The organism is Caballeronia glebae, assembly GCF_001545035.1.
In the GTDB taxonomy this organism is placed as follows: Bacteria; Pseudomonadota; Gammaproteobacteria; order Burkholderiales; family Burkholderiaceae; genus Caballeronia; species Caballeronia glebae.
Genome location: NZ_FCOJ02000040.1, coordinates 1 through 17,286, shown reverse-complemented (window position 1 = coordinate 17,286; position 17,286 = coordinate 1). Strand labels below are relative to the sequence as shown.

The window sequence follows — 17,286 nt, the reverse complement described above, 5'->3', positions numbered from 1 at the left end:
TCCTCGTGTAGCGGGCCGTTCGTCTATTGTGCGGCGTTGGGCGCCAGGCCGCCCGCTTCGGGGGCGACGTGCACATACGCGGCGAGCGTATCGGGGAGCAGCGGTTTCAATTCGCGCACGCCTTGCTCGGCCATCGGCCGCAGCAGCGCGTTGCGCCAAAAATCTTTCTCGGGCAGTTCGGTCAAGCCAGCCAGGGCGACCAGAACAACTACCAATATAGCCCCTCTCACGATGCCGAACAGCAAGCCCAACGAGCGATCCACGCCGCGCAGGCCGGTTACTTCCGTGATGCGCGTCAACAGCGCGGACAGCACGCTCGATACGAGCAGCACGGCCGCGACCACCAGCAGGAACGCCACCAGCCATTGGGTGAGCGCGCCGCCGGGCCAGGTCGACGGAATATAAGGCACGACGAACCCGACGAAACGCCCCGCGATCAGAATGGCGGCGATCCAGCCGACCAGACCGAACGCTTCGGCCAACAGGCCGCGCCACATGCCGCGCAGCGCGGACAGGCCGATCACGGCCATCACGGCGTAGTCGAAAACGGTGAACATCGAGCTGACTTAGTTCGATGCCCGGGTGCCGCCGCCCAGGCCGGCCTGCCGCACCTTCACGAGCGCGGCCTGCGCCGACGCGCGATCCGGGAACGGACCCGCGCGCAACAGCGATTTGGTTCCGCCGTCCGACTGCTTGCGATGTTCGAGATATGCGGGCACGCCCGCGGACTTCAACTTGTTGACCCAGTTCTGCGCGGCGGTTTCGTCGTCGAACTGGCCGATCTGCAACACGAAGCGGCTGCCAGCCGGCGACGACGGCGTGTTCGCCGCGCCCGCGCCCGCGTTTGCTGCGGTGTTCGCGTTGGCATCCTCGGACGGTGCGGCGGTTTGCGGCTTCGCGTTCTGGCTTGCGACGGCGGCGGGCTTCGACGGCTTCGTTTCCGCTTTAGCTTCCGCTTTCGCTTCGGGTTTCGCTTCAGGCTTCGGCTGGAGCGTCGCGGCTGGTGCTGCGGCCTGCGGCTGCGTCACGCCGGCGGAAACACTGCCCGACGCGCCCGACGGCGCGTCATGCGCGACACCGGCTTGCGTGTCGGCGTCGGTGGCGTCGCGCGACTGCTTCGCGGCGGGCGCCGGACGGTTGGGAATATCGATGGAGATGTCGTCGGTGACGGGCTTCGGACGCGAATCCAGCACCATCGGCAAGACGATGACGGCAGCGAGCACCAGCGCGATTGCGCCGACGAGCCTGCGGCGCGCGCGCTGTTTCTCCGGCAGGGTGGGATCGAGCATCATCGCGTCGGCGTCGGTGCGCTCGGATCTGCGCGTGCGGCGTTCCGTACGGACGGTTTGACGCGAGCCGCGCGAGGATTCTGAATATGCTTCGCGACCGGAGTCGTCTTTCTTGCCGAACGAAAAAAGTCCCATGTATCGCTTGGTGCCGACGGCAAACCGTCTCATTGATGCTGCTAGTTATGCTGCATTCGGCGGTAAGCCATGACGCCGGCTACCGTGTAGAAACTGCCGAAAACCAAAATTCTATCATTTTCGGTCGCCCGGCTTAACGCATCTTGAAAAGCCGCCGCTGGTGCTTCAAAACGAGCAACGCTGCTGTCGGCGCTGTCGTTGACACCAGCATCGCGCAATACGTGTTCCAGTTGCTCCGCCGAGGCGGCGCGAGGCGTTGGCAGCGCGGTCACGTTCCAGTGGTCGATCTCGCCCTTGAGCTGCTTCACGACGCCTTCGATATCCTTGTCGCCCATCGCGCCGAACACCGCGTAAGTGTACGGAAAATAGCCCATGTTGCCGAGATTTTGCGACAAGACCGCTGCAGCGTGAGGATTGTGCGCAACGTCGAGAATGATTTGCGGCTTGCCCGGCAGCACCTGGAAACGGCCCGGCAACTCGACGTTCGCGAGCCCGAGGCGGATGTCCTGCGCCGAAACCGGCAGCCGGTCACGCAGCGATTCGAGCGCGGCCAGCCCCGCCGACGTATTGATGAGTTGATTCGCGCCGCGCAGCGCCGGATACGCCAGCGACGAGCGCCGTTGCGCACGGCCGATATAGCTCCATTGCTGGCGCTCGTTGCCCGGTTGCGCTTCGTAACGAAAATCGCGTCCGACGAGCCAAAGGTCCGCGCCGACCGACTCGGCATGATCGATCAGGCTCTGCGGCGGCGACGGATCTCCGCACACCGCTGGCTTTCCCGTGCGAAAAATGCCGGCCTTCTCGAAGCCGATCTTCTCGCGCGTGTCGCCGAGATAGTCCGTATGGTCGATGTCGATGCTCGTGATCACCGCGCAGTCCGTATCGACGATATTCACCGCGTCCAGACGACCGCCGAGCCCGACTTCGAGAATCACCGCATCGAGCTTGCGCGACGCGAAGAGATGCAGGATAGCAAGCGTGGTGAATTCGAAATAGGTCAGCGAAACCGGCTCGGGCAGACTCGCGCGCGCCTTTTCCACGGCCGCGAAATGTTCGAGCAGATCGGCGTCGCTCGCCTCGGCGCCGTCGATGCGCGCGCGCTCGTTGAACGACAGCAGATGCGGCGACGTATGACAGCCGACGCGATACCCCGCGCGCAGCAGGATCGTTTCGATGATCGCGCACGTCGAGCCCTTGCCGTTCGTGCCGCCGACGGTGATGACCGGGCAGTCGAAATGCAGGCCGAGCGCATCCTTCACCTTGCCGATGCGCGCGAGACCCATGTCGATGCCGACCGGATGCGCCGCTTCCAGATGGGCGAGCCAGGCGTCGAGAGTGGGGAAAGTGTTCATTTTGGAGACCGGGAAAGCAAAACGCCGCGCGGAACCTCGGGGTTCGGGCGCGGCGCAGCGCTTTATATCAGCGACTCAGGCGACGGAATCGGCGGATTGCCGCGTCATCAGCGCCATCAATTGGGCCAGTTCTTCGCGCATCTTGCGGCGATCCACGATCATGTCGATCGCGCCCTTCGTCAGCAGGAATTCGGAGCGCTGGAATCCTTCCGGCAGCTTTTCGCGCACGGTCTGCTCGATCACGCGCGGGCCGGCAAAGCCGATCAGCGCTTTCGGCTCGCCGATCACGACGTCACCGAGGAAGGCGAAGCTCGCTGACACGCCGCCCATCGTCGGATCGGTCAGCACGGAGATGAACGGCAGCTTCGCGTCCGCCAGTCGGGTCAGGAGCGCCGTGGTCTTGGCCATTTGCATGAGCGAAAGCAGGCTTTCCTGCATGCGCGCGCCGCCCGACGACGTGAAGCAGATGAACGGCACGTTCTGCTCGATCGCATTGCGCGCGCCGCGCACGAAGCGCTCGCCGACCACCGAGCCCATCGAGCCGCCCATGAACGAGAATTCGAAGCCCGCGACGACGCACGGAATCGTGTGGATCGCGCCGCCCATGACGACCATGGCGTCGGTCTCGTCGGTATCCTCCATCGCTTCCTTGATGCGGTCCGGATACTTGCGGCTGTCCTTGAACTTGAGCGCGTCGACCGGCACGATTTCCTGGCCGATTTCATAACGGCCTTCCGGATCGAGCAGGTGGTCGAGCCGCTCGCGCGCGCCAATGCGCATGTGATGGCTGCACTTCGGGCAGACGTGCAGATTCGCCTCGACGTCGTTGCGATACAGCACCGCCTCGCACGACGGACACTTCACCCACAGGCCCTCGGGAATGCCCTTGCGGCTTTTGGGATCGGTTTGCTTGATCTTCGGCGGCAGCAGTTTGTCGAGCCAGCTCATCGTTTTTCCTTGATTGATCGGTCGCCGCGCGGCGCACGCCCGAATCGGGCGGCCCGCGGCGGCGCGTATTTTACTGTGCGGCGTCGAGCGCCTGACGAATTTCCGCGATGAAGCTCGTCAGCGACGCGGCCGCGGTGTCCGGCTTCGCGTCTTCGAGCAATTGCACGAGGCGGCTGCCGATGACGACGGCGTCCGCGACATCGGCGACGGCGCGCGCGGTCTGGGCGTCGCGAATGCCGAAACCGACACCGACCGGCAGGGGCACACGCGACTTGATGGCCGGGATTTTACTCGCGATGCTGGAAACGTCCAGATTTGCCGCGCCGGTCACGCCTTTCAGCGATACGTAATAGACATAGCCGCTCGCGATCTTGCCGACCGCCGAGACGCGCTCGTCCGTCGACGTCGGTGCGAGCAGGAAGATCGGATCGATGTCCGCCGCGCGCATCGCCGCGCCGAAGCTCTCGGCCTCTTCGGGCGGGTAATCGACCACCAGCACGCCGTCGACGCCCGCTTCCTTCGCGGCTTTCGCGAAGGCCTCGGCGCCCATGCGCTCGATCGGATTCGCATAGCCCATCAGTACGACGGGCGTCTTGTCGTCGGTCTCGCGGAATCGGGCAACGTCGGCGAGCACGCGCTTGAGCGTGACCCCGCGTGCGAGCGCACGCTCTGACGAACGCTGGATGACCGGGCCGTCGGCCATCGGATCGGAGAACGGCACGCCCAGTTCGATGACGTCCGCGCCGCCCTTCGCCAGCGCGTGCATGAATTCGACGGTTTGTTCCGGATTCGGGTCGCCCGCGGTGATGAACGGGATCAGCCCTTTCCTGCCCTGCGCGGCCAGCGCCGCAAAAGTAGTCTTGATGCGGGACATGAGATTTCTCGTAATCGTATTCGTTGGCGTCGGATGTTTTTGTATGCATCCGATGCGATCAGCGGCGAAAAAGACGCTATTCGGCCTGCGCGGCAGTGTCGGTCGTCACGAGCGCCTTGCGTCGCACGCGCGCGGGCTCGTTCGGCGTGAGCCGCGCGGCCCGCGCCTGGACAACGCGGCCTTCGGCGATCGCGCAGTAATCCGCGTTGATCTCGTAGCCCGTGAACTGCCGGCCGTGACGCGCGCATGCGACCGCCGTCGTGCCGCTGCCCATGAACGGATCGAGCACGCGTCCGCCCGGCGGACAACTCGCAAGCACCATGCGCTCGACAATCTCAAGCGGCTTTTGCGTCGGATGATCCACGCGCTCCGCGTGCTGCCTGTGCAGACGCGACACCGACCAGACATCCTTCGGGTTGTAGCCCATTTCGAGCCACTTGCTGCCTTCGAAAATCTTGCGCGAGCGCGCCTTTTTCGTCTCTGCGTCGTAAGGAATGCGCACCGGATCGAGATCGAAGTAGTAATCCTTCGATACCGCGAAATAACCGATGTTGTCGTGCACTGACGTAAATTTGCGCGTCGTTCCGCCCATGCTCGGCACGCGACGGTCCCAGACGATCTCGTTGATCATCAGCAGCCGGCGCTTCAGGAACACGAACAGTTCGGGCGAATATTGCCAGGTGCAGAAAATGTAGAGCGAACCACTCGGCTTGAGCTTCGGAATCGCCAGATCGAGCCAGCGATAAGTCCAGTCGAGGAAGGCGCCGCCCGACAACATGTCCGAATCGTTCCCGTAGTTCTTGCCCAGACCATAAGGCGGGTCCGCGACGATCAAATCGATCGACGCGTCGGGAATGTTTTCGGCATCGGCCAGAAAGTCGCGGTTGCGGATGTCGCTGCCAACGCCCTGGAGGGCGCCGGCGGACAACGGTTCGTCGATGACGGTGCGCATCTATCGGGAGCTCAGAACTGAATGCCCGATCGCTCGGCGACCGTGTGCATGTCCTTGTCGCCCCGACCCGACAGATTGACGAGCAGCACCTTGTCACGCGGCAACGTCCTGGCGAGCTTCGCGCCGTAGGCGAGCGCGTGACTCGATTCAAGCGCCGGGATGATGCCCTCGATGCGGCAACAGTCGTGGAAGGCCTTGAGCGCTTCGTCGTCGGTGATGCCGACGTACTCCGCGCGCCCGGCGTCCTTCAGCCACGCGTGCTCCGGACCGACGCCCGGGTAGTCGAGACCCGCCGACACTGAATGCGTCTCGATGATCTGCCCGTTTTCGTCCTGCAGCAGATAGGTCCGATTACCGTGCAGGACGCCGGGACTGCCGCCCATGAGCGAAGCCGCGTGGCGTCCGGTATCGATGCCGTCGCCCGCCGCTTCGACGCCAATCAATCGGACGTCTTTATCGTCGATATACGGATAAAATATGCCCATCGCATTCGAACCGCCGCCAACGCACGCAATCACGGCATCCGGCTGACGACCGGTCATTTCGGGCATTTGCACGCGGCACTCGTCGCCGATCACGCGCTGGAAGTCGCGCACCATCATTGGATATGGATGCGGACCCGCCACCGTGCCGATGATATAGAACGTGTTCTCGACATTCGTCACCCAGTCACGCATGGCTTCGTTGAGTGCGTCCTTGAGCGTCTTCGAGCCGGATTCCACAGGCACGACCGTCGCGCCGAGCAGCTTCATGCGGTACACGTTCGCCGCCTGACGACGCACGTCCTCCACGCCCATGTACACCACGCATTCCATGCCGAAGCGCGCTGCGATCGTCGCCGTCGCCACGCCGTGCTGGCCTGCGCCAGTCTCGGCGATCACGCGCGGCTTGCCCATCTTCCGGGCGAGCAGCGCCTGACCGATCACGTTATTTACTTTATGCGCGCCGGTGTGATTCAAATCTTCACGCTTCAGATAAAGCTGCGCGCCGCCGAGCATCTCGCTCCAGCGCTTGGCGTGATAAATCGGCGACGGACGGCCCACGTAGTGCTTGAGCTCGTACTCGTATTCGGCGATGAACTCGGGGTCCTGACGCGCCGTGTCATAGGCGACGCGCAATTCGTCAAGTGCGTGAATGAGGGTTTCGGAGACGAATACGCCTCCATATTGGCCGAAATGGCCTCTTTCGTCTGGCAAGTTGTACATTGGGTCACTCTCTCGGTTACGTGGCCGACTGCGTGGCCCACGTTCGATCATCCGGCGTCCGCCTCGCGCACCGCGCGCACGAACGCCGCCATTCGGGCGGGATCTTTCACGCCCTTGACGCCCGGCACTTCGATGCCGCTTGAGACATCGACCGCGTACGGGCGCACACGCCGAATGGCGTCACGGACGTTTTGCGTGTTCAATCCACCACTCAAAGCGGCCCGATGCCCGAGATCTGTTGGGATAAGTGACCAATCGAATACCTTTCCACCGCCGCCGAAGCCCTCGACGAGCGCGTCGAGCAAAAGACCACCTGCGGCTTTGAACTTGAACGACGATTCTATCAAATCGCTTGTGGACGTATCAGACCCAATTCGCAGTGCGCGCCAATAGGACAAACCCGCAATCGATGCGAGTTCCTCGCATCGCTCGGGCGTCTCGTCGCCGTGGAATTGGAGCAGCGAAAGCGGCACGTTCGACGTGACTTCGCGAATCCATTCGGGCGTCGCGTTGACGAAAAGTCCGACGGCGGACACGAGCGGCGGCACCTGCCGCGCCAGTTCGACCGCCTGCGCGACACTCACCGACCGCGGGCTCGGCGGATAAAACACAAAACCCACGGCGTCGGCGCCCAGCGCGACGGCGTACTGCACGTCTTCGACGCGCGAAAGTCCGCATAGCTTGATGCGGGTACGATGCAAATCTCGTTCGGTCATGTCGGATCAGCCCAGATTTCGCTCCAGGGCACGCTGGCGATATGCGGCGGCGGCACCGCGAAGTGTTCAGGATAGCCGACCTCGGCCAGATACAGCCCGTCGGGCATGAACGTCGGCGCGGCCAGGCGACGGTCGCGGGCGGCGAGCACCTCGGCCATCCACGAGGCTGGATGACGGCCCCGTCCGATCGCGACCAGGCATCCCATCAAGTTACGCACCATGTGATGCAGGAACGCGTTGGCGCGAAAGCGAACGTGGATGAAATCACCCTGCTCGCGCACGTCGATCTGATGGAGGTGCTTCACAGGCGTTTTCGACTGACATTCGGCGGCGCGGAACGAGGAAAAGTCGTGCTCGCCGATCAGACACGCGATCGAATCGCGCATCGCCGCCACGTCGAGCGGTGTGTGTACCCAGCCCGCGCGCTTCGCGAGCATGGGTGAACGCACCGGATTGACGTACAAAAGATAAAAGTAAGTGCGCTCGAAGGCCGCGAAACGCGCATGAAAGTCGTCGGGCATCGGCTTCGCCCATTGCACCGCGACGGTTTCGGGCAAGAACGCGTTCGTGCCCCGCACCCACGAGAACTCGGTGCGATCCAGATCGGTGTCGAAATGCACGACCTGACCGAGACCGTGCACGCCGGTATCCGTGCGCCCGGCGACAACGGTCGAAAGCGGCGTCCGCGCGAATGCCGCGAGCGCGCGCTCCAGTTCGTTTTGCACCGTCTTCCCGTGCGGCTGTGTCTGCCAGCCGCTAAACGCCGAACCGTCGTACTGAATGCCTAAAGCGATGCGCATCTCAGGAATGCGGTGCGAGAGTCGACAAAAGCGTGGCGGCCTGCTGGCGCGTCGCGGAATCGTTCGATTCGATGACTTCCTGAAGCAGCGTGCGCGCGCCCGGAAGGTCGCCCAACTCGATGTATTCGGCGGCCAGTTCGAGCTTGTTGCGCGCGATCGTCGCCAGTTGAGCGGGCGTCATCGCGGGCAACGGCTCGGTCGCGCTCGACGTCGATGTCGGCCCGAGATCGAAGTCGAGACTGAGCGGGCCGAATTTCGTCGCGCCGAGACCGGCGACCGAACCCGCGCCCGCTGTCCCCGCTTCGATCTGCGACGCCACCGACTGAGCTTGCGACTGGCCCTGCCGCGCCGCGTCGGTGTGCGCCACCTGCGGTACGAACGGTACATGCTCGATCGGCTGCGCACCGGCGGGCGGCGGTTGCAGCGCCGCGCGAGGCGTCTCTGTCATCGACGACGTAACGGTCTTCGGCTCGGCCGCGCCGGGTGGCTTGATCAATAATTCCAGGCGCGGCGGCAACTCCATTTCGAGCGAGTCCAGCGCCTGGATCGCTTCCTGGGGAAACTTGGGCATCGGGAAACGACGCGCCAGCGCCGGCTCTTCATCTGGCGCGATTCCCGATTCTTCCGCCGCGCGGGCCGCCTGCTCTTCGACATCGCGCTGATCGGCCGCGCGTCGTTCAGCGGCCTGCTCTTCGGCGGCGCGCGCCTGAAGCTCGCGCAGTTCCGCCTCGCGCGCGACGATTTCGCGTGCGGCCGTCTCACGCGCCTGCTCTTCGCGCTCCGTGACCTGACGCAATTCAGTCTCGCGGTTCTCGGCTTCACGGCTTGCCTGTTCGCGTGCGAGCGCTTCTCGCGCGGCGGCTTCGCGTGCGTGGAATTCACGTTCTTCCGCCTCGCGTGCCGCGGCCTGGCGTGCCGCGGCTTCGCGCTCTTCGATTTCCCACTTCTCGGCTTCCCGGTGCGCCGTTTCTCGTGTCGCAATCTCGCGCGCGTGCTGCTCGCGCTGTTCGTGTGTGTCGGATTCGCTGACCGGCGGCAGGAAATCGGGATGACGAGCGGCCGGCGCAGCCGGAACGAACTGATCTTCCTGTTCCGGCTGATTCGCCTGAACGGGCGAAACGCCTGCCGCGGCGGCCGGCCTCGCCTCGGTCGCCGGCGGCAACGCCTCTTCATGCGAGACGTCGGGTGCCTGAGCCGCTTCAGCGTTAGCGATGCTCGCGGCCGCCGCAGCCAATCCGGACTGGTCACGCCCGGAAGATTTGTCTTCGGCACCGTCTGGTGCTTTGCGCAGCGCTTCGTTGCGGGCGGCGGCGGCGTCCTGTGCCTCCTCCAGACTCGCGAACGTCCGGGGCCCACGATCGACACCGTCACCGTTCGCCGCGACAGATCGCTTCTTGCGTCGCATTTTGAGGAGCACGACACCGAGCACGACGATCACGATGGCGATGATGAAGGGCGACAGGCCGATGGTCGCCGCTGTCACGCCGCTGCGATTGGCCGGCGCCGGGGCCGCCGCCGTGGCGGGCTCGCTCGCGGGCGCCGCGGTCGCCGATGCGGCCTCGGGCGTCGTTTGCTCCGGCGCCGCCGGTGCGCTTGCTTGCGGCTCGACGGCCGATGCGGGCATCGCCGCCGGCGCCGCCGCGACGCTCTCCGACGCCGGCGCGGCTGCGGTGACAGACGCGGGCGTTTCGGCGGGCGCGGTCTGCTGCGCCTCGGGCGCCGAGGCCGCTGCAGGCGGCGCACCGCTCAGATCGGCGGGCACGTTGAGCACCGCGCCGAGCTTCAGCTTGTTGATGTCGTGATTCCCGAAGGCGCCCGGATTGGCGTCGAACAAGGCACGCGCCGCCTTCGCGCGGACGTCGCGGTCCTTCGACCCGGTGAGCTCGCCGGCGATGTCATTCAGCGATTGTCCCGGCTTGACCGCGTATGTCTGTCCTGTCGCCGCAGCGGCCGCGGCCGTGGCGCCGCTCGCCTGCGCGAGCGCATCGCCGGGATTCGCCCAGAACATCGCGCATACCGCGAGACTTGCCACGGCGAACGCCGCACGCGATGACGAAATGAGAGACCGGCGTGGTCGTTGGATCATTGAGGCTCCGGGTGCGACAAAAATTGGTACATACGACGCAGATCGCGCAACAACCACGGTTTTGCAATAAAACTGCGCAAAAACAAAAAGCGTCGCGGGATTCGCGACGCTTTCGAGGCTGACACGCGCTTCCAGGCGCGTAGTTTACTTTACTTGTCGAGCAGAATGCGCAGCATGCGGCGCAGCGGCTCGGCGGCGCCCCACAGCAACTGGTCGCCGACAGTGAACGCCGACAGATACTCGCCGCCCATCGCCAGCTTGCGCAGACGGCCGACCGGCACCGTCAGCGTGCCCGTGACGACCGCGGGCGACAGATCGCGAATCGACGCATCGCGCTCGTTCGGCACGACCTTCACCCAGTCGTTCGCCGACGCGAGGATGCCATGCACTTCGTCGAGCGGCACGTTCTTCGCCAGCTTGATGGTGAGCGCCTGCGAGTGGCAGCGCATCGCGCCGATACGCACGCACAAACCGTCGACGGGAATCGAGCCCGGCGCGCCCATCGCGGGCTTGCCGAGAATCTTGTTGGTTTCCGCGCCGCCCTTCCACTCTTCCTTCGACATGCCGTTGCCGAGATCCTTGTCGATCCACGGAATCAGCGAGCCCGCGAGCGGCACGCCGAAGTTGTCGACGGGCATGCGCTCGCCGTTCATCGCGGCGAGCACGCGGCGGTCGATGTCGAGAATCGCCGACGACGAATCGGCCAGATCTTCCTTCGCCGAACCGTAGAGCACGCCCATTTGCTGGAGCAGTTCGCGCATGTTCTGCGCGCCCGCGCCTGACGCGGCCTGGTAGGTCATCGCGGTCGTCCATTCGACGAGGTTCTCGCGGAACAGTCCGCCGAGCGCCATCAGCATCAGGCTGACCGTGCAGTTGCCGCCGATGAAGTCGCGCCCGCCCTTCACGAGCGAATCCTTGATGACGTCCAGGTTCACCGGATCGAGAACGATGACCGCGTCGTCCTTCATGCGCAGCGCGGACGCCGCGTCAATCCAGTAGCCCTTCCAGCCCGCCGCGCGCAGCTTCGGATACACCTCGTTGGTGTAGTCGCCGCCCTGGCACGTGATGATGGCGTCGCACTTCTTGAGGTCGTCGATGCTCGTCGCGTCTTTGAGCTTCGTCTCGTTTTTGGCGAACGACGGCGCGTTGCCGCCCGCATTGCTGGTGCTGAAAAACACCGGTTCGATCAAGTCGAAATCGCCTTCCTGCTGCATGCGTTGCATCAGGACGCTGCCGACCATACCGCGCCAACCAACGAGACCTACGTTCATGACTAACCTTTGACTGTGGACGCTTCCCCGCATCTTTACCCGGCGTGGCCGCGCGGGGAAGACGCTCGGACACGAGGGACGATCAGCGAATCGTGATCGCTTTGATGGAGATTTTCGTAATGCGCGTCTTGATCGTGGCTTCGAGTGCCGCGATGCGCGTGCTGATGGCGAGTTCCGTCGCGACGGCATTTGAGCCGCGTCCGATGGAACCCAGAGAGAATTGAGAGTTCTTCGCCATAGCAAATAAATATACACGATAACCCGACGTTTTCGTCGGGCCCATGCTGCAGGTGCGTGAAAATCGTGCGGATCGTGCGCCAATTTCCGTAAAAAGAGACGATCGGCCGCCTTTTTTGCTTTCAGGTGCCGATCGTCTTTCGGGCATCACAGCGCCTTCAGCACCGCATCGCCCATTTCCTTCGTGCCGACGATCTTACCGTCTGCCGTTGCGATGTCGCCGGTGCGATAGCCCTGCTCCAGCACCTTCTTCACCGCGCGTTCGATGCGGTCCGCCTGCTCCGTCTTGCCCAGCGAATAACGCAGCATCATCGCCGCCGACAAAATGGTCGCGAGCGGATTCGCCACGCCCTTGCCGGCGATATCCGGCGCGGAACCGTGCGACGGCTCGTACAGGCCCTTGTTGTTTTTGTCGAGCGACGCCGACGGCAGCATGCCGATGGAACCGGTGAGCATCGCGGCTTCGTCCGACAGGATGTCGCCGAACATGTTGCCGGTCACGACAACGTCGAACGCCTTCGGCGCTTTCACGAGCTGCATCGCGGCGTTGTCGACGTACATGTGCGACAGCTCGACCTCCGGATATTCCTTTGCGACGTCGATCATCGTGTCGCGCCACAGTTGCGACGTTTCGAGCACGTTCGCCTTGTCGACGCTCGTCAGCTTCTTCTGACGCTTCTGCGCGGCCGCAAACGCGACGTGCGCGATGCGGCGCACTTCGGGCTCGGAATAGCGCATCGTGTCGAAGCCTTCCTTCGCGCCCGCGAACGGGCCGTCCGGTGCTTCACGCAAGCCGCGCGGCGCGCCGAAATAGATGTCGCCGTTCAGTTCGCGGACGATCAGAATGTCGAGACCCGACACGATTTCCGGCTTCAGCGACGACGCGCCCGTCAGTTGCGGATAGCAGATCGCCGGGCGGAAGTTCGCAAAGAGTTGCAGATGCTTGCGCAGGCCGAGAATCGCCTGTTCGGGGCGCAGCGCGCGCTCCAGCTTGTCGTATTTCCAGTCGCCGACGGCGCCGAACAGGATCGCATCGGCTTCTTTTGCGAGCGCCAGCGTGGAATCGGGCAGCGGATGGCCCTTCGCCTCGTAGCCCGCGCCGCCGACCGGCGCTTCTTCCAGTTCGAACTTCTCGCCGAGCGCGTTCAGCACCTTGACCGCTTCGGCCATGATTTCCGGACCGATCCCGTCGCCGGGGAGCACTGCAATCTTCATCGTCTCTTCCTTCTTCGTGTGTCGTAGTTCGGTTAGCCAACGAGCCGGTTGTTCAGCCACGGCTGCTTGGTCAGCCGCTCGGCCTCGAACTGCTTGATCTTGTCGGCATGACGCAACGTAAGGCCGATATCGTCGAAACCGTTCAGCAAGCAGTACTTGCGAAAGCCCGGCACTTCGAACGCGTACTCGGTGCCGTCGCCGGTGCGCACGACTTGCGCTTCGAGATCGATCGTCAGTTCGAAGCCGACGAACGCGTAGGTCTCGTCGAACAGCTTGTCGACCTGCTGCTCCGTCAGCACGACCGGCAACAGACCGTTCTTGAAGCAATTGTTGTAGAAGATGTCCGCGAAGCTCGGCGCGATGATCGCGCGAAAGCCGTATTGATCCAGCGCCCACGGCGCGTGCTCGCGCGAGCTGCCGCAACCGAAATTCTTGCGCGTCAGCAGAACAGACGCGCCCTGATAACGCGGCTGATTCAGCACGAAATCCGGGTTGAGCGGACGCTTGCTGTTGTCCTGGCCGGGCTGGCCGACATCGAGATAACGCCATTCGTCGAACGCGTTCGGGCCGAAGCCCGTGCGCTCGATCGACTTCAGAAACTGCTTCGGGATGATCGCGTCCGTGTCGACGTTTTCGCGATCGAGCGGCGCGACGAGGCCGCTATGCACAATGAATTTTTCCATGACGATCGAACCTCTCGGGATATTTAAGCGAGCTTGCGCACGTCGACGAAGTGGCCTTCGATCGCGGCGGCGGCGGCCATCGCGGGGCTCACGAGGTGCGTGCGTCCGCCCGCGCCCTGACGGCCTTCAAAGTTGCGGTTCGAGGTCGATGCGCAGCGCTCGCCCGCTTCCAGGCGGTCGGCGTTCATCGCGAGGCACATCGAGCAGCCCGGCTCGCGCCATTCGAAACCGGCGTTCGTGAAGATCTTGTCGAGGCCCTCGCGCTCGGCCTGGGCCTTCACGAGACCCGATCCGGGCACGACCATCGCGAGGCGAATGTTCGACGCCACGCGCTTGCCCAGCGACTTCACGACGTACGCGGCCGCGCGCAGGTCTTCGATACGCGCATTCGTGCACGAGCCGATGAAAATCTTGTCCGGCTTGATCGATTCGATCGGCGTATTCGGCTGCAATGCCATGTAGGTCAGCGCGCGTTCCATCGCGTCGCGCTTGACGGGATCTTTTTCCTTGTCGGGATCGGGCACGCGACCGTCGATCGACGTCACCATTTCCGGCGACGTGCCCCACGTCACTTGCGGCACGATCTCGGCGGCATTCAACTCGACGACGCGATCGAATTGCGCGCCGTCATCCGACTTGAACTGACGCCAGTACTCGACCGCCTGATTCCACTCGACGCCCTGCGGCGAGTACGGACGATCCTTCAGATAGTTGATGGTCGTGTCGTCCACCGCGACCATGCCGGCGCGTGCGCCCGCTTCGATCGCCATGTTGCAGACGGTCATGCGGCCTTCCATCGTCAGCGCGCGAATGGTCGAGCCGCCGAATTCGATCGCGTAACCCGTGCCGCCTGCCGTGCCGATCTTGCCGATGATCGCGAGCACGATGTCCTTCGCCGTGCAGCCGCGCGGCAACTGGCCCTCGACCTTCACGAGCATGTTCTTGCTCTTCTTCTGCAAGAGCGTTTGCGTGGCGAGCACGTGCTCGACTTCCGACGTGCCGATGCCGTGCGCCAGCGCGCCGAACGCGCCGTGCGTGGACGTGTGCGAGTCGCCGCAGACGATGGTCATGCCCGGCAACGTCGCGCCCTGCTCCGGCCCGATGATGTGCACGATGCCCTGACGCAGGTCGTTCATCTTGAACTGCGTGATACCGAAGGCATCGCAGTTTTTGTCGAGCGTATCGACTTGCAGCTTCGACACGGGATCGGCGATACCGTGCGAGCGGTCGGTCGTCGGCACGTTGTGATCGGATACGGCCAGGTTCGCGCTGATGCGCCACACCGGGCGCTCGGCCAGCTTCAGGCCTTCGAAAGCCTGCGGGCTCGTCACTTCATGCAGCAGGTGACGGTCGATGTAGAGGATCGAGGTGCCGTCCTCTTCCGTGTGGATAACGTGCGTATTCCACAGTTTGTCGTAGAGAGTCTGTGCCATGGTGAGCGCTTTCGTGTGTGACCGCGGGGATGGGTTTGACGACTTGTTAGTCGATTATGCCACCGTCGAGCGGCGCCCGGGTAGTACCAGTCTACGAAAAAACTCAATAAAAACAGTAATTTGCGTAGTGTCTTCAGTACCCGGATAAGGAGTACCCGGATGACTTCGACAAGCCTCAAAATAGAAAAAGCCCCGGCGAACGCTTCGCCGGGGCTTTTCACACGACATCTGACTCGATCGGCTTAGCGCTTCGCCAGCGCTTTCGCTTCACGCGGCGTCTGGCCAATGAACAACTGACGCGGACGGCCAATCTTCTGCTCCGGGTCTGCAATCATCTCGTTCCACTGCGCGATCCAGCCGACCGTACGCGCCATCGCGAAAATACAGGTGAACATCGACGTCGGGATGCCCAGCGCGCGCTGCACGATGCCCGAGTAGAAATCGACGTTCGGATACAGCTTGCGCGACACGAAGTATTCGTCTTCCAGCGCGATCTTTTCGAGTTCCATCGCGAGCTTGAAGAGCGGGTCGTCGTGCAGGCCGAGTTCGTTCAGCACTTCGTAGCACGTCTCGCGCATCAGCTTCGCGCGCGGGTCGTAGTTCTTGTACACGCGATGACCGAAGCCCATCAGCTTCACGCCCGAATTCTTGTCCTTCACCTGCTTGATGAACTCGGGAATGTTGTCGACCGAGCCGATCTCTTCGAGCATGTTCAGCGCGGCTTCGTTCGCGCCGCCGTGCGCCGGGCCCCACAGACACGCGATACCGGCCGCGATACACGCGAACGGATTGGCGCCCGACGAACCCGCGAGACGCACCGTCGAGGTCGACGCGTTCTGCTCGTGATCCGCGTGCAGAATCAGGATGCGGTCGAGCGCGCGCACGAGCACGTCGTTGACCTTGTACTCTTCGCAAGGGTTCGAGAACATCATGTGCATGAAGTTCGCGCTGTACGAGAGTTCGTTCTTCGGATAAACGAACGGCTGACCGATGCTGAACTTGTACGCCATCGCGACGAGCGTCGGCAGTTTCGCGATCATGCGGATCGCGGAGACTTCACGATGACGCGGATCGTTGATGTTCAGCGAGTCGTGATAGAACGCCGACAGCGCGCCGACCGCAGCCGTCAGCACGGCCATCGGATGCGCATCGCGACGGAAGCCGCGGAAGAAGAAGTGCATCTGCTCGTGCACCATCGTGTGACGCGTAACCGTGTCCACGAATTCCTTGTTCTGCGCGGTATTCGGCAGCTCGCCCTTCAGCAGCAGATAGCACGTTTCGAGGAAGTCGGCGTTCACTGCGAGCTGCTCGATCGGGTAGCCGCGATACAGCAGTTCGCCCTTGTCGCCGTCGATGTAGGTGATCGCGGAATTGCACGACGCCGTCGACATGAAGCCCGGGTCATACGTGAACTTGCCGGTCTGACCGTACAACTTGCGGATGTCGATCACGTCCGGGCCCATCGTGCCCTTGTAGATCGGCATTTCGACGCTCGGCGAGTTGTCGCTGAACGATAGCGTGGCTTTAACATCTGACGGGGTCATAGCACATCCTCAATCGAAGTATGGATACAGGTTTTCGATAATTTGCACGACGGAAGCTGCGCGGCAAAAGTGTTTGATCGGCCTGTGTGCAGTGCAACAGGCCTATTTTGCAAAACTCCGCGAATTCCTGCTGGAATCAGACGGTGCGCAGTACTTCCAGCAATCGGATCACGTCCGGCGTCGCCAGGTCGCCTTCAGGCTCCGTGCGCGCCAGCAGCAAGTCCATCAGTTCGTTGTCGCTCAGTTCCAGCAGGCGGGTCAATGCGGCCACGTCGGCGTCACTGAGGTCATGCTCATATCGGCTGAAGAAACGATCGAAGATCAGATCGTTTTCCAGCAGGCCGCGCCTTGCGCGCCAACGAAGGCGCGCGCGGCGAAGAGGGTCGGACTGGTGAGATTCGTCCATTTTCAAACCGCCCGGCGCACCATCAATTCCTTGATCTTGCCGATCGCCTTGGTCGGATTGAGCCCCTTGGGGCACACGTCGACGCAATTCATGATCGTATGGCAGCGGAACAGACGATACGGATCTTCCAGGTTGTCGAG

General features: G+C 63.3%; 17 protein-coding genes and 1 pseudogene. All 18 read right to left on the bottom strand.

Annotated features, from left to right (window positions below; genetic code table 11):
* Positions 1-23 precede the first annotated feature (23 nt).
* Entirely contained in the window at positions 24-557 is a 534-nt protein-coding gene (locus AWB82_RS24175) for a CvpA family protein (protein WP_086971730.1), read from the bottom strand.
* A 9-nt stretch (positions 558-566) separates the two neighbouring features.
* The gene (locus AWB82_RS24170; protein ID WP_086971728.1) at positions 567-1,424 is read right to left on the bottom strand and encodes an SPOR domain-containing protein; all 858 of its coding nucleotides are present in this window, start codon (positions 1,422-1,424) and stop codon (positions 567-569) included.
* Positions 1,425-1,465: 41 nt separating this feature from the next.
* A complete protein-coding gene (folC, locus tag AWB82_RS24165) occupies positions 1,466-2,776 on the bottom strand; it encodes a bifunctional tetrahydrofolate synthase/dihydrofolate synthase (protein WP_086971726.1) in 1,311 nt (436 codons plus the stop codon).
* Between the two features lie 75 nt (positions 2,777-2,851).
* Entirely contained in the window at positions 2,852-3,724 is an 873-nt protein-coding gene (gene accD / locus AWB82_RS24160) for an acetyl-CoA carboxylase, carboxyltransferase subunit beta (RefSeq protein ID WP_086971724.1), read from the bottom strand.
* Positions 3,725-3,794: 70 nt separating this feature from the next.
* Positions 3,795-4,598 carry a tryptophan synthase subunit alpha gene (trpA, locus tag AWB82_RS24155; RefSeq protein WP_086971722.1) on the bottom strand — a complete coding sequence of 268 codons (804 nt, stop codon included), beginning with the start codon at positions 4,596-4,598 and terminating at the stop codon, positions 3,795-3,797.
* A 76-nt stretch (positions 4,599-4,674) separates the two neighbouring features.
* Complete coding sequence (locus tag AWB82_RS24150; protein WP_086971720.1) at positions 4,675-5,550, bottom strand: DNA-methyltransferase; 876 nt, start codon at positions 5,548-5,550, stop codon at positions 4,675-4,677.
* An 11-nt stretch (positions 5,551-5,561) separates the two neighbouring features.
* Positions 5,562-6,755 (bottom strand): tryptophan synthase subunit beta, encoded by a 1,194-nt coding sequence (trpB, locus tag AWB82_RS24145; RefSeq protein ID WP_086971718.1) that lies wholly within the window; start codon positions 6,753-6,755, stop codon positions 5,562-5,564.
* A 47-nt stretch (positions 6,756-6,802) separates the two neighbouring features.
* Positions 6,803-7,471 carry a phosphoribosylanthranilate isomerase gene (locus tag AWB82_RS24140; protein WP_086971716.1) on the bottom strand — a complete coding sequence of 223 codons (669 nt, stop codon included), beginning with the start codon at positions 7,469-7,471 and terminating at the stop codon, positions 6,803-6,805.
* Positions 7,468-8,271 carry a tRNA pseudouridine(38-40) synthase TruA gene (gene truA, locus AWB82_RS24135; RefSeq protein ID WP_086971714.1) on the bottom strand — a complete coding sequence of 268 codons (804 nt, stop codon included), beginning with the start codon at positions 8,269-8,271 and terminating at the stop codon, positions 7,468-7,470. Before truA ends, AWB82_RS24140 begins: the two co-directional genes overlap by 4 nt.
* 1 nt (position 8,272) lies before the next feature.
* On the bottom strand, positions 8,273-10,357 hold the full coding sequence (locus tag AWB82_RS24130; protein ID WP_086971712.1) for a FimV/HubP family polar landmark protein: 2,085 nt from the start codon (positions 10,355-10,357) through the stop codon (positions 8,273-8,275).
* Between the two features lie 149 nt (positions 10,358-10,506).
* Positions 10,507-11,628, bottom strand: coding sequence for an aspartate-semialdehyde dehydrogenase (gene asd / locus AWB82_RS24125; RefSeq protein WP_086971710.1), 1,122 nt, complete (start codon positions 11,626-11,628; stop codon positions 10,507-10,509).
* Between the two features lie 82 nt (positions 11,629-11,710).
* Positions 11,711-12,013 (bottom strand): hypothetical protein, encoded by a 303-nt coding sequence (locus AWB82_RS37260; protein ID WP_143756829.1) that lies wholly within the window; start codon positions 12,011-12,013, stop codon positions 11,711-11,713.
* Complete coding sequence (gene leuB, locus AWB82_RS24120; RefSeq protein ID WP_086971708.1) at positions 12,013-13,080, bottom strand: 3-isopropylmalate dehydrogenase; 1,068 nt, start codon at positions 13,078-13,080, stop codon at positions 12,013-12,015. The genes AWB82_RS37260 and leuB overlap by 1 nt, the downstream gene beginning before the upstream one ends.
* Positions 13,081-13,112: 32 nt before the next feature.
* On the bottom strand, positions 13,113-13,763 hold the full coding sequence (gene leuD / locus AWB82_RS24115; protein ID WP_086971706.1) for a 3-isopropylmalate dehydratase small subunit: 651 nt from the start codon (positions 13,761-13,763) through the stop codon (positions 13,113-13,115).
* Between the two features lie 23 nt (positions 13,764-13,786).
* Entirely contained in the window at positions 13,787-15,196 is a 1,410-nt protein-coding gene (leuC, locus tag AWB82_RS24110) for a 3-isopropylmalate dehydratase large subunit (RefSeq protein WP_086971704.1), read from the bottom strand.
* A 242-nt stretch (positions 15,197-15,438) separates the two neighbouring features.
* A complete protein-coding gene (gltA, locus tag AWB82_RS24105; protein ID WP_086971702.1) occupies positions 15,439-16,740 on the bottom strand; it encodes a citrate synthase in 1,302 nt (433 codons plus the stop codon).
* A gap of 136 nt (positions 16,741-16,876) precedes the next feature.
* Positions 16,877-17,146, bottom strand: coding sequence for an FAD assembly factor SdhE (locus AWB82_RS24100; protein WP_086971700.1), 270 nt, complete (start codon positions 17,144-17,146; stop codon positions 16,877-16,879).
* Between the two features lie 2 nt (positions 17,147-17,148).
* Positions 17,149-17,286, bottom strand: a pseudogene (gene sdhB, locus AWB82_RS24095) (succinate dehydrogenase iron-sulfur subunit); the annotation flags it as partial.

Bases quoted from the DNA above. Each gene is read 5' to 3' on its own strand.
- AWB82_RS37260 (WP_143756829.1), bottom strand. From the start codon at position 12,013: ATGCCCGAAAGACGATCGGCACCTGAAAGCAAAAAAGGCGGCCGATCG.
- leuB (WP_086971708.1), bottom strand. From the start codon at position 13,080: ATGAAGATTGCAGTGCTCCCCGGCGACGGGATCGGTCCGGAAATCATG.
- AWB82_RS24175 (WP_086971730.1), bottom strand. From the start codon at position 557: ATGTTCACCGTTTTCGACTACGCCGTGATGGCCGTGATCGGCCTGTCC.
- AWB82_RS24130 (WP_086971712.1), bottom strand. From the start codon at position 10,357: ATGATCCAACGACCACGCCGGTCTCTCATTTCGTCATCGCGTGCGGCG.
- AWB82_RS24170 (WP_086971728.1), bottom strand. From the start codon at position 1,424: ATGGGACTTTTTTCGTTCGGCAAGAAAGACGACTCCGGTCGCGAAGCA.
- truA (WP_086971714.1), bottom strand. From the start codon at position 8,271: ATGCGCATCGCTTTAGGCATTCAGTACGACGGTTCGGCGTTTAGCGGC.
- asd (WP_086971710.1), bottom strand. From the start codon at position 11,628: ATGAACGTAGGTCTCGTTGGTTGGCGCGGTATGGTCGGCAGCGTCCTG.
- folC (WP_086971726.1), bottom strand. From the start codon at position 2,776: ATGAACACTTTCCCCACTCTCGACGCCTGGCTCGCCCATCTGGAAGCG.
- trpA (WP_086971722.1), bottom strand. From the start codon at position 4,598: ATGTCCCGCATCAAGACTACTTTTGCGGCGCTGGCCGCGCAGGGCAGG.
- leuC (WP_086971704.1), bottom strand. From the start codon at position 15,196: ATGGCACAGACTCTCTACGACAAACTGTGGAATACGCACGTTATCCAC.
- accD (WP_086971724.1), bottom strand. From the start codon at position 3,724: ATGAGCTGGCTCGACAAACTGCTGCCGCCGAAGATCAAGCAAACCGAT.
- leuD (WP_086971706.1), bottom strand. From the start codon at position 13,763: ATGGAAAAATTCATTGTGCATAGCGGCCTCGTCGCGCCGCTCGATCGC.
- gltA (WP_086971702.1), bottom strand. From the start codon at position 16,740: ATGACCCCGTCAGATGTTAAAGCCACGCTATCGTTCAGCGACAACTCG.
- AWB82_RS24150 (WP_086971720.1), bottom strand. From the start codon at position 5,550: ATGCGCACCGTCATCGACGAACCGTTGTCCGCCGGCGCCCTCCAGGGC.
- AWB82_RS24140 (WP_086971716.1), bottom strand. From the start codon at position 7,471: ATGACCGAACGAGATTTGCATCGTACCCGCATCAAGCTATGCGGACTT.
- AWB82_RS24100 (WP_086971700.1), bottom strand. From the start codon at position 17,146: ATGGACGAATCTCACCAGTCCGACCCTCTTCGCCGCGCGCGCCTTCGT.
- trpB (WP_086971718.1), bottom strand. From the start codon at position 6,755: ATGTACAACTTGCCAGACGAAAGAGGCCATTTCGGCCAATATGGAGGC.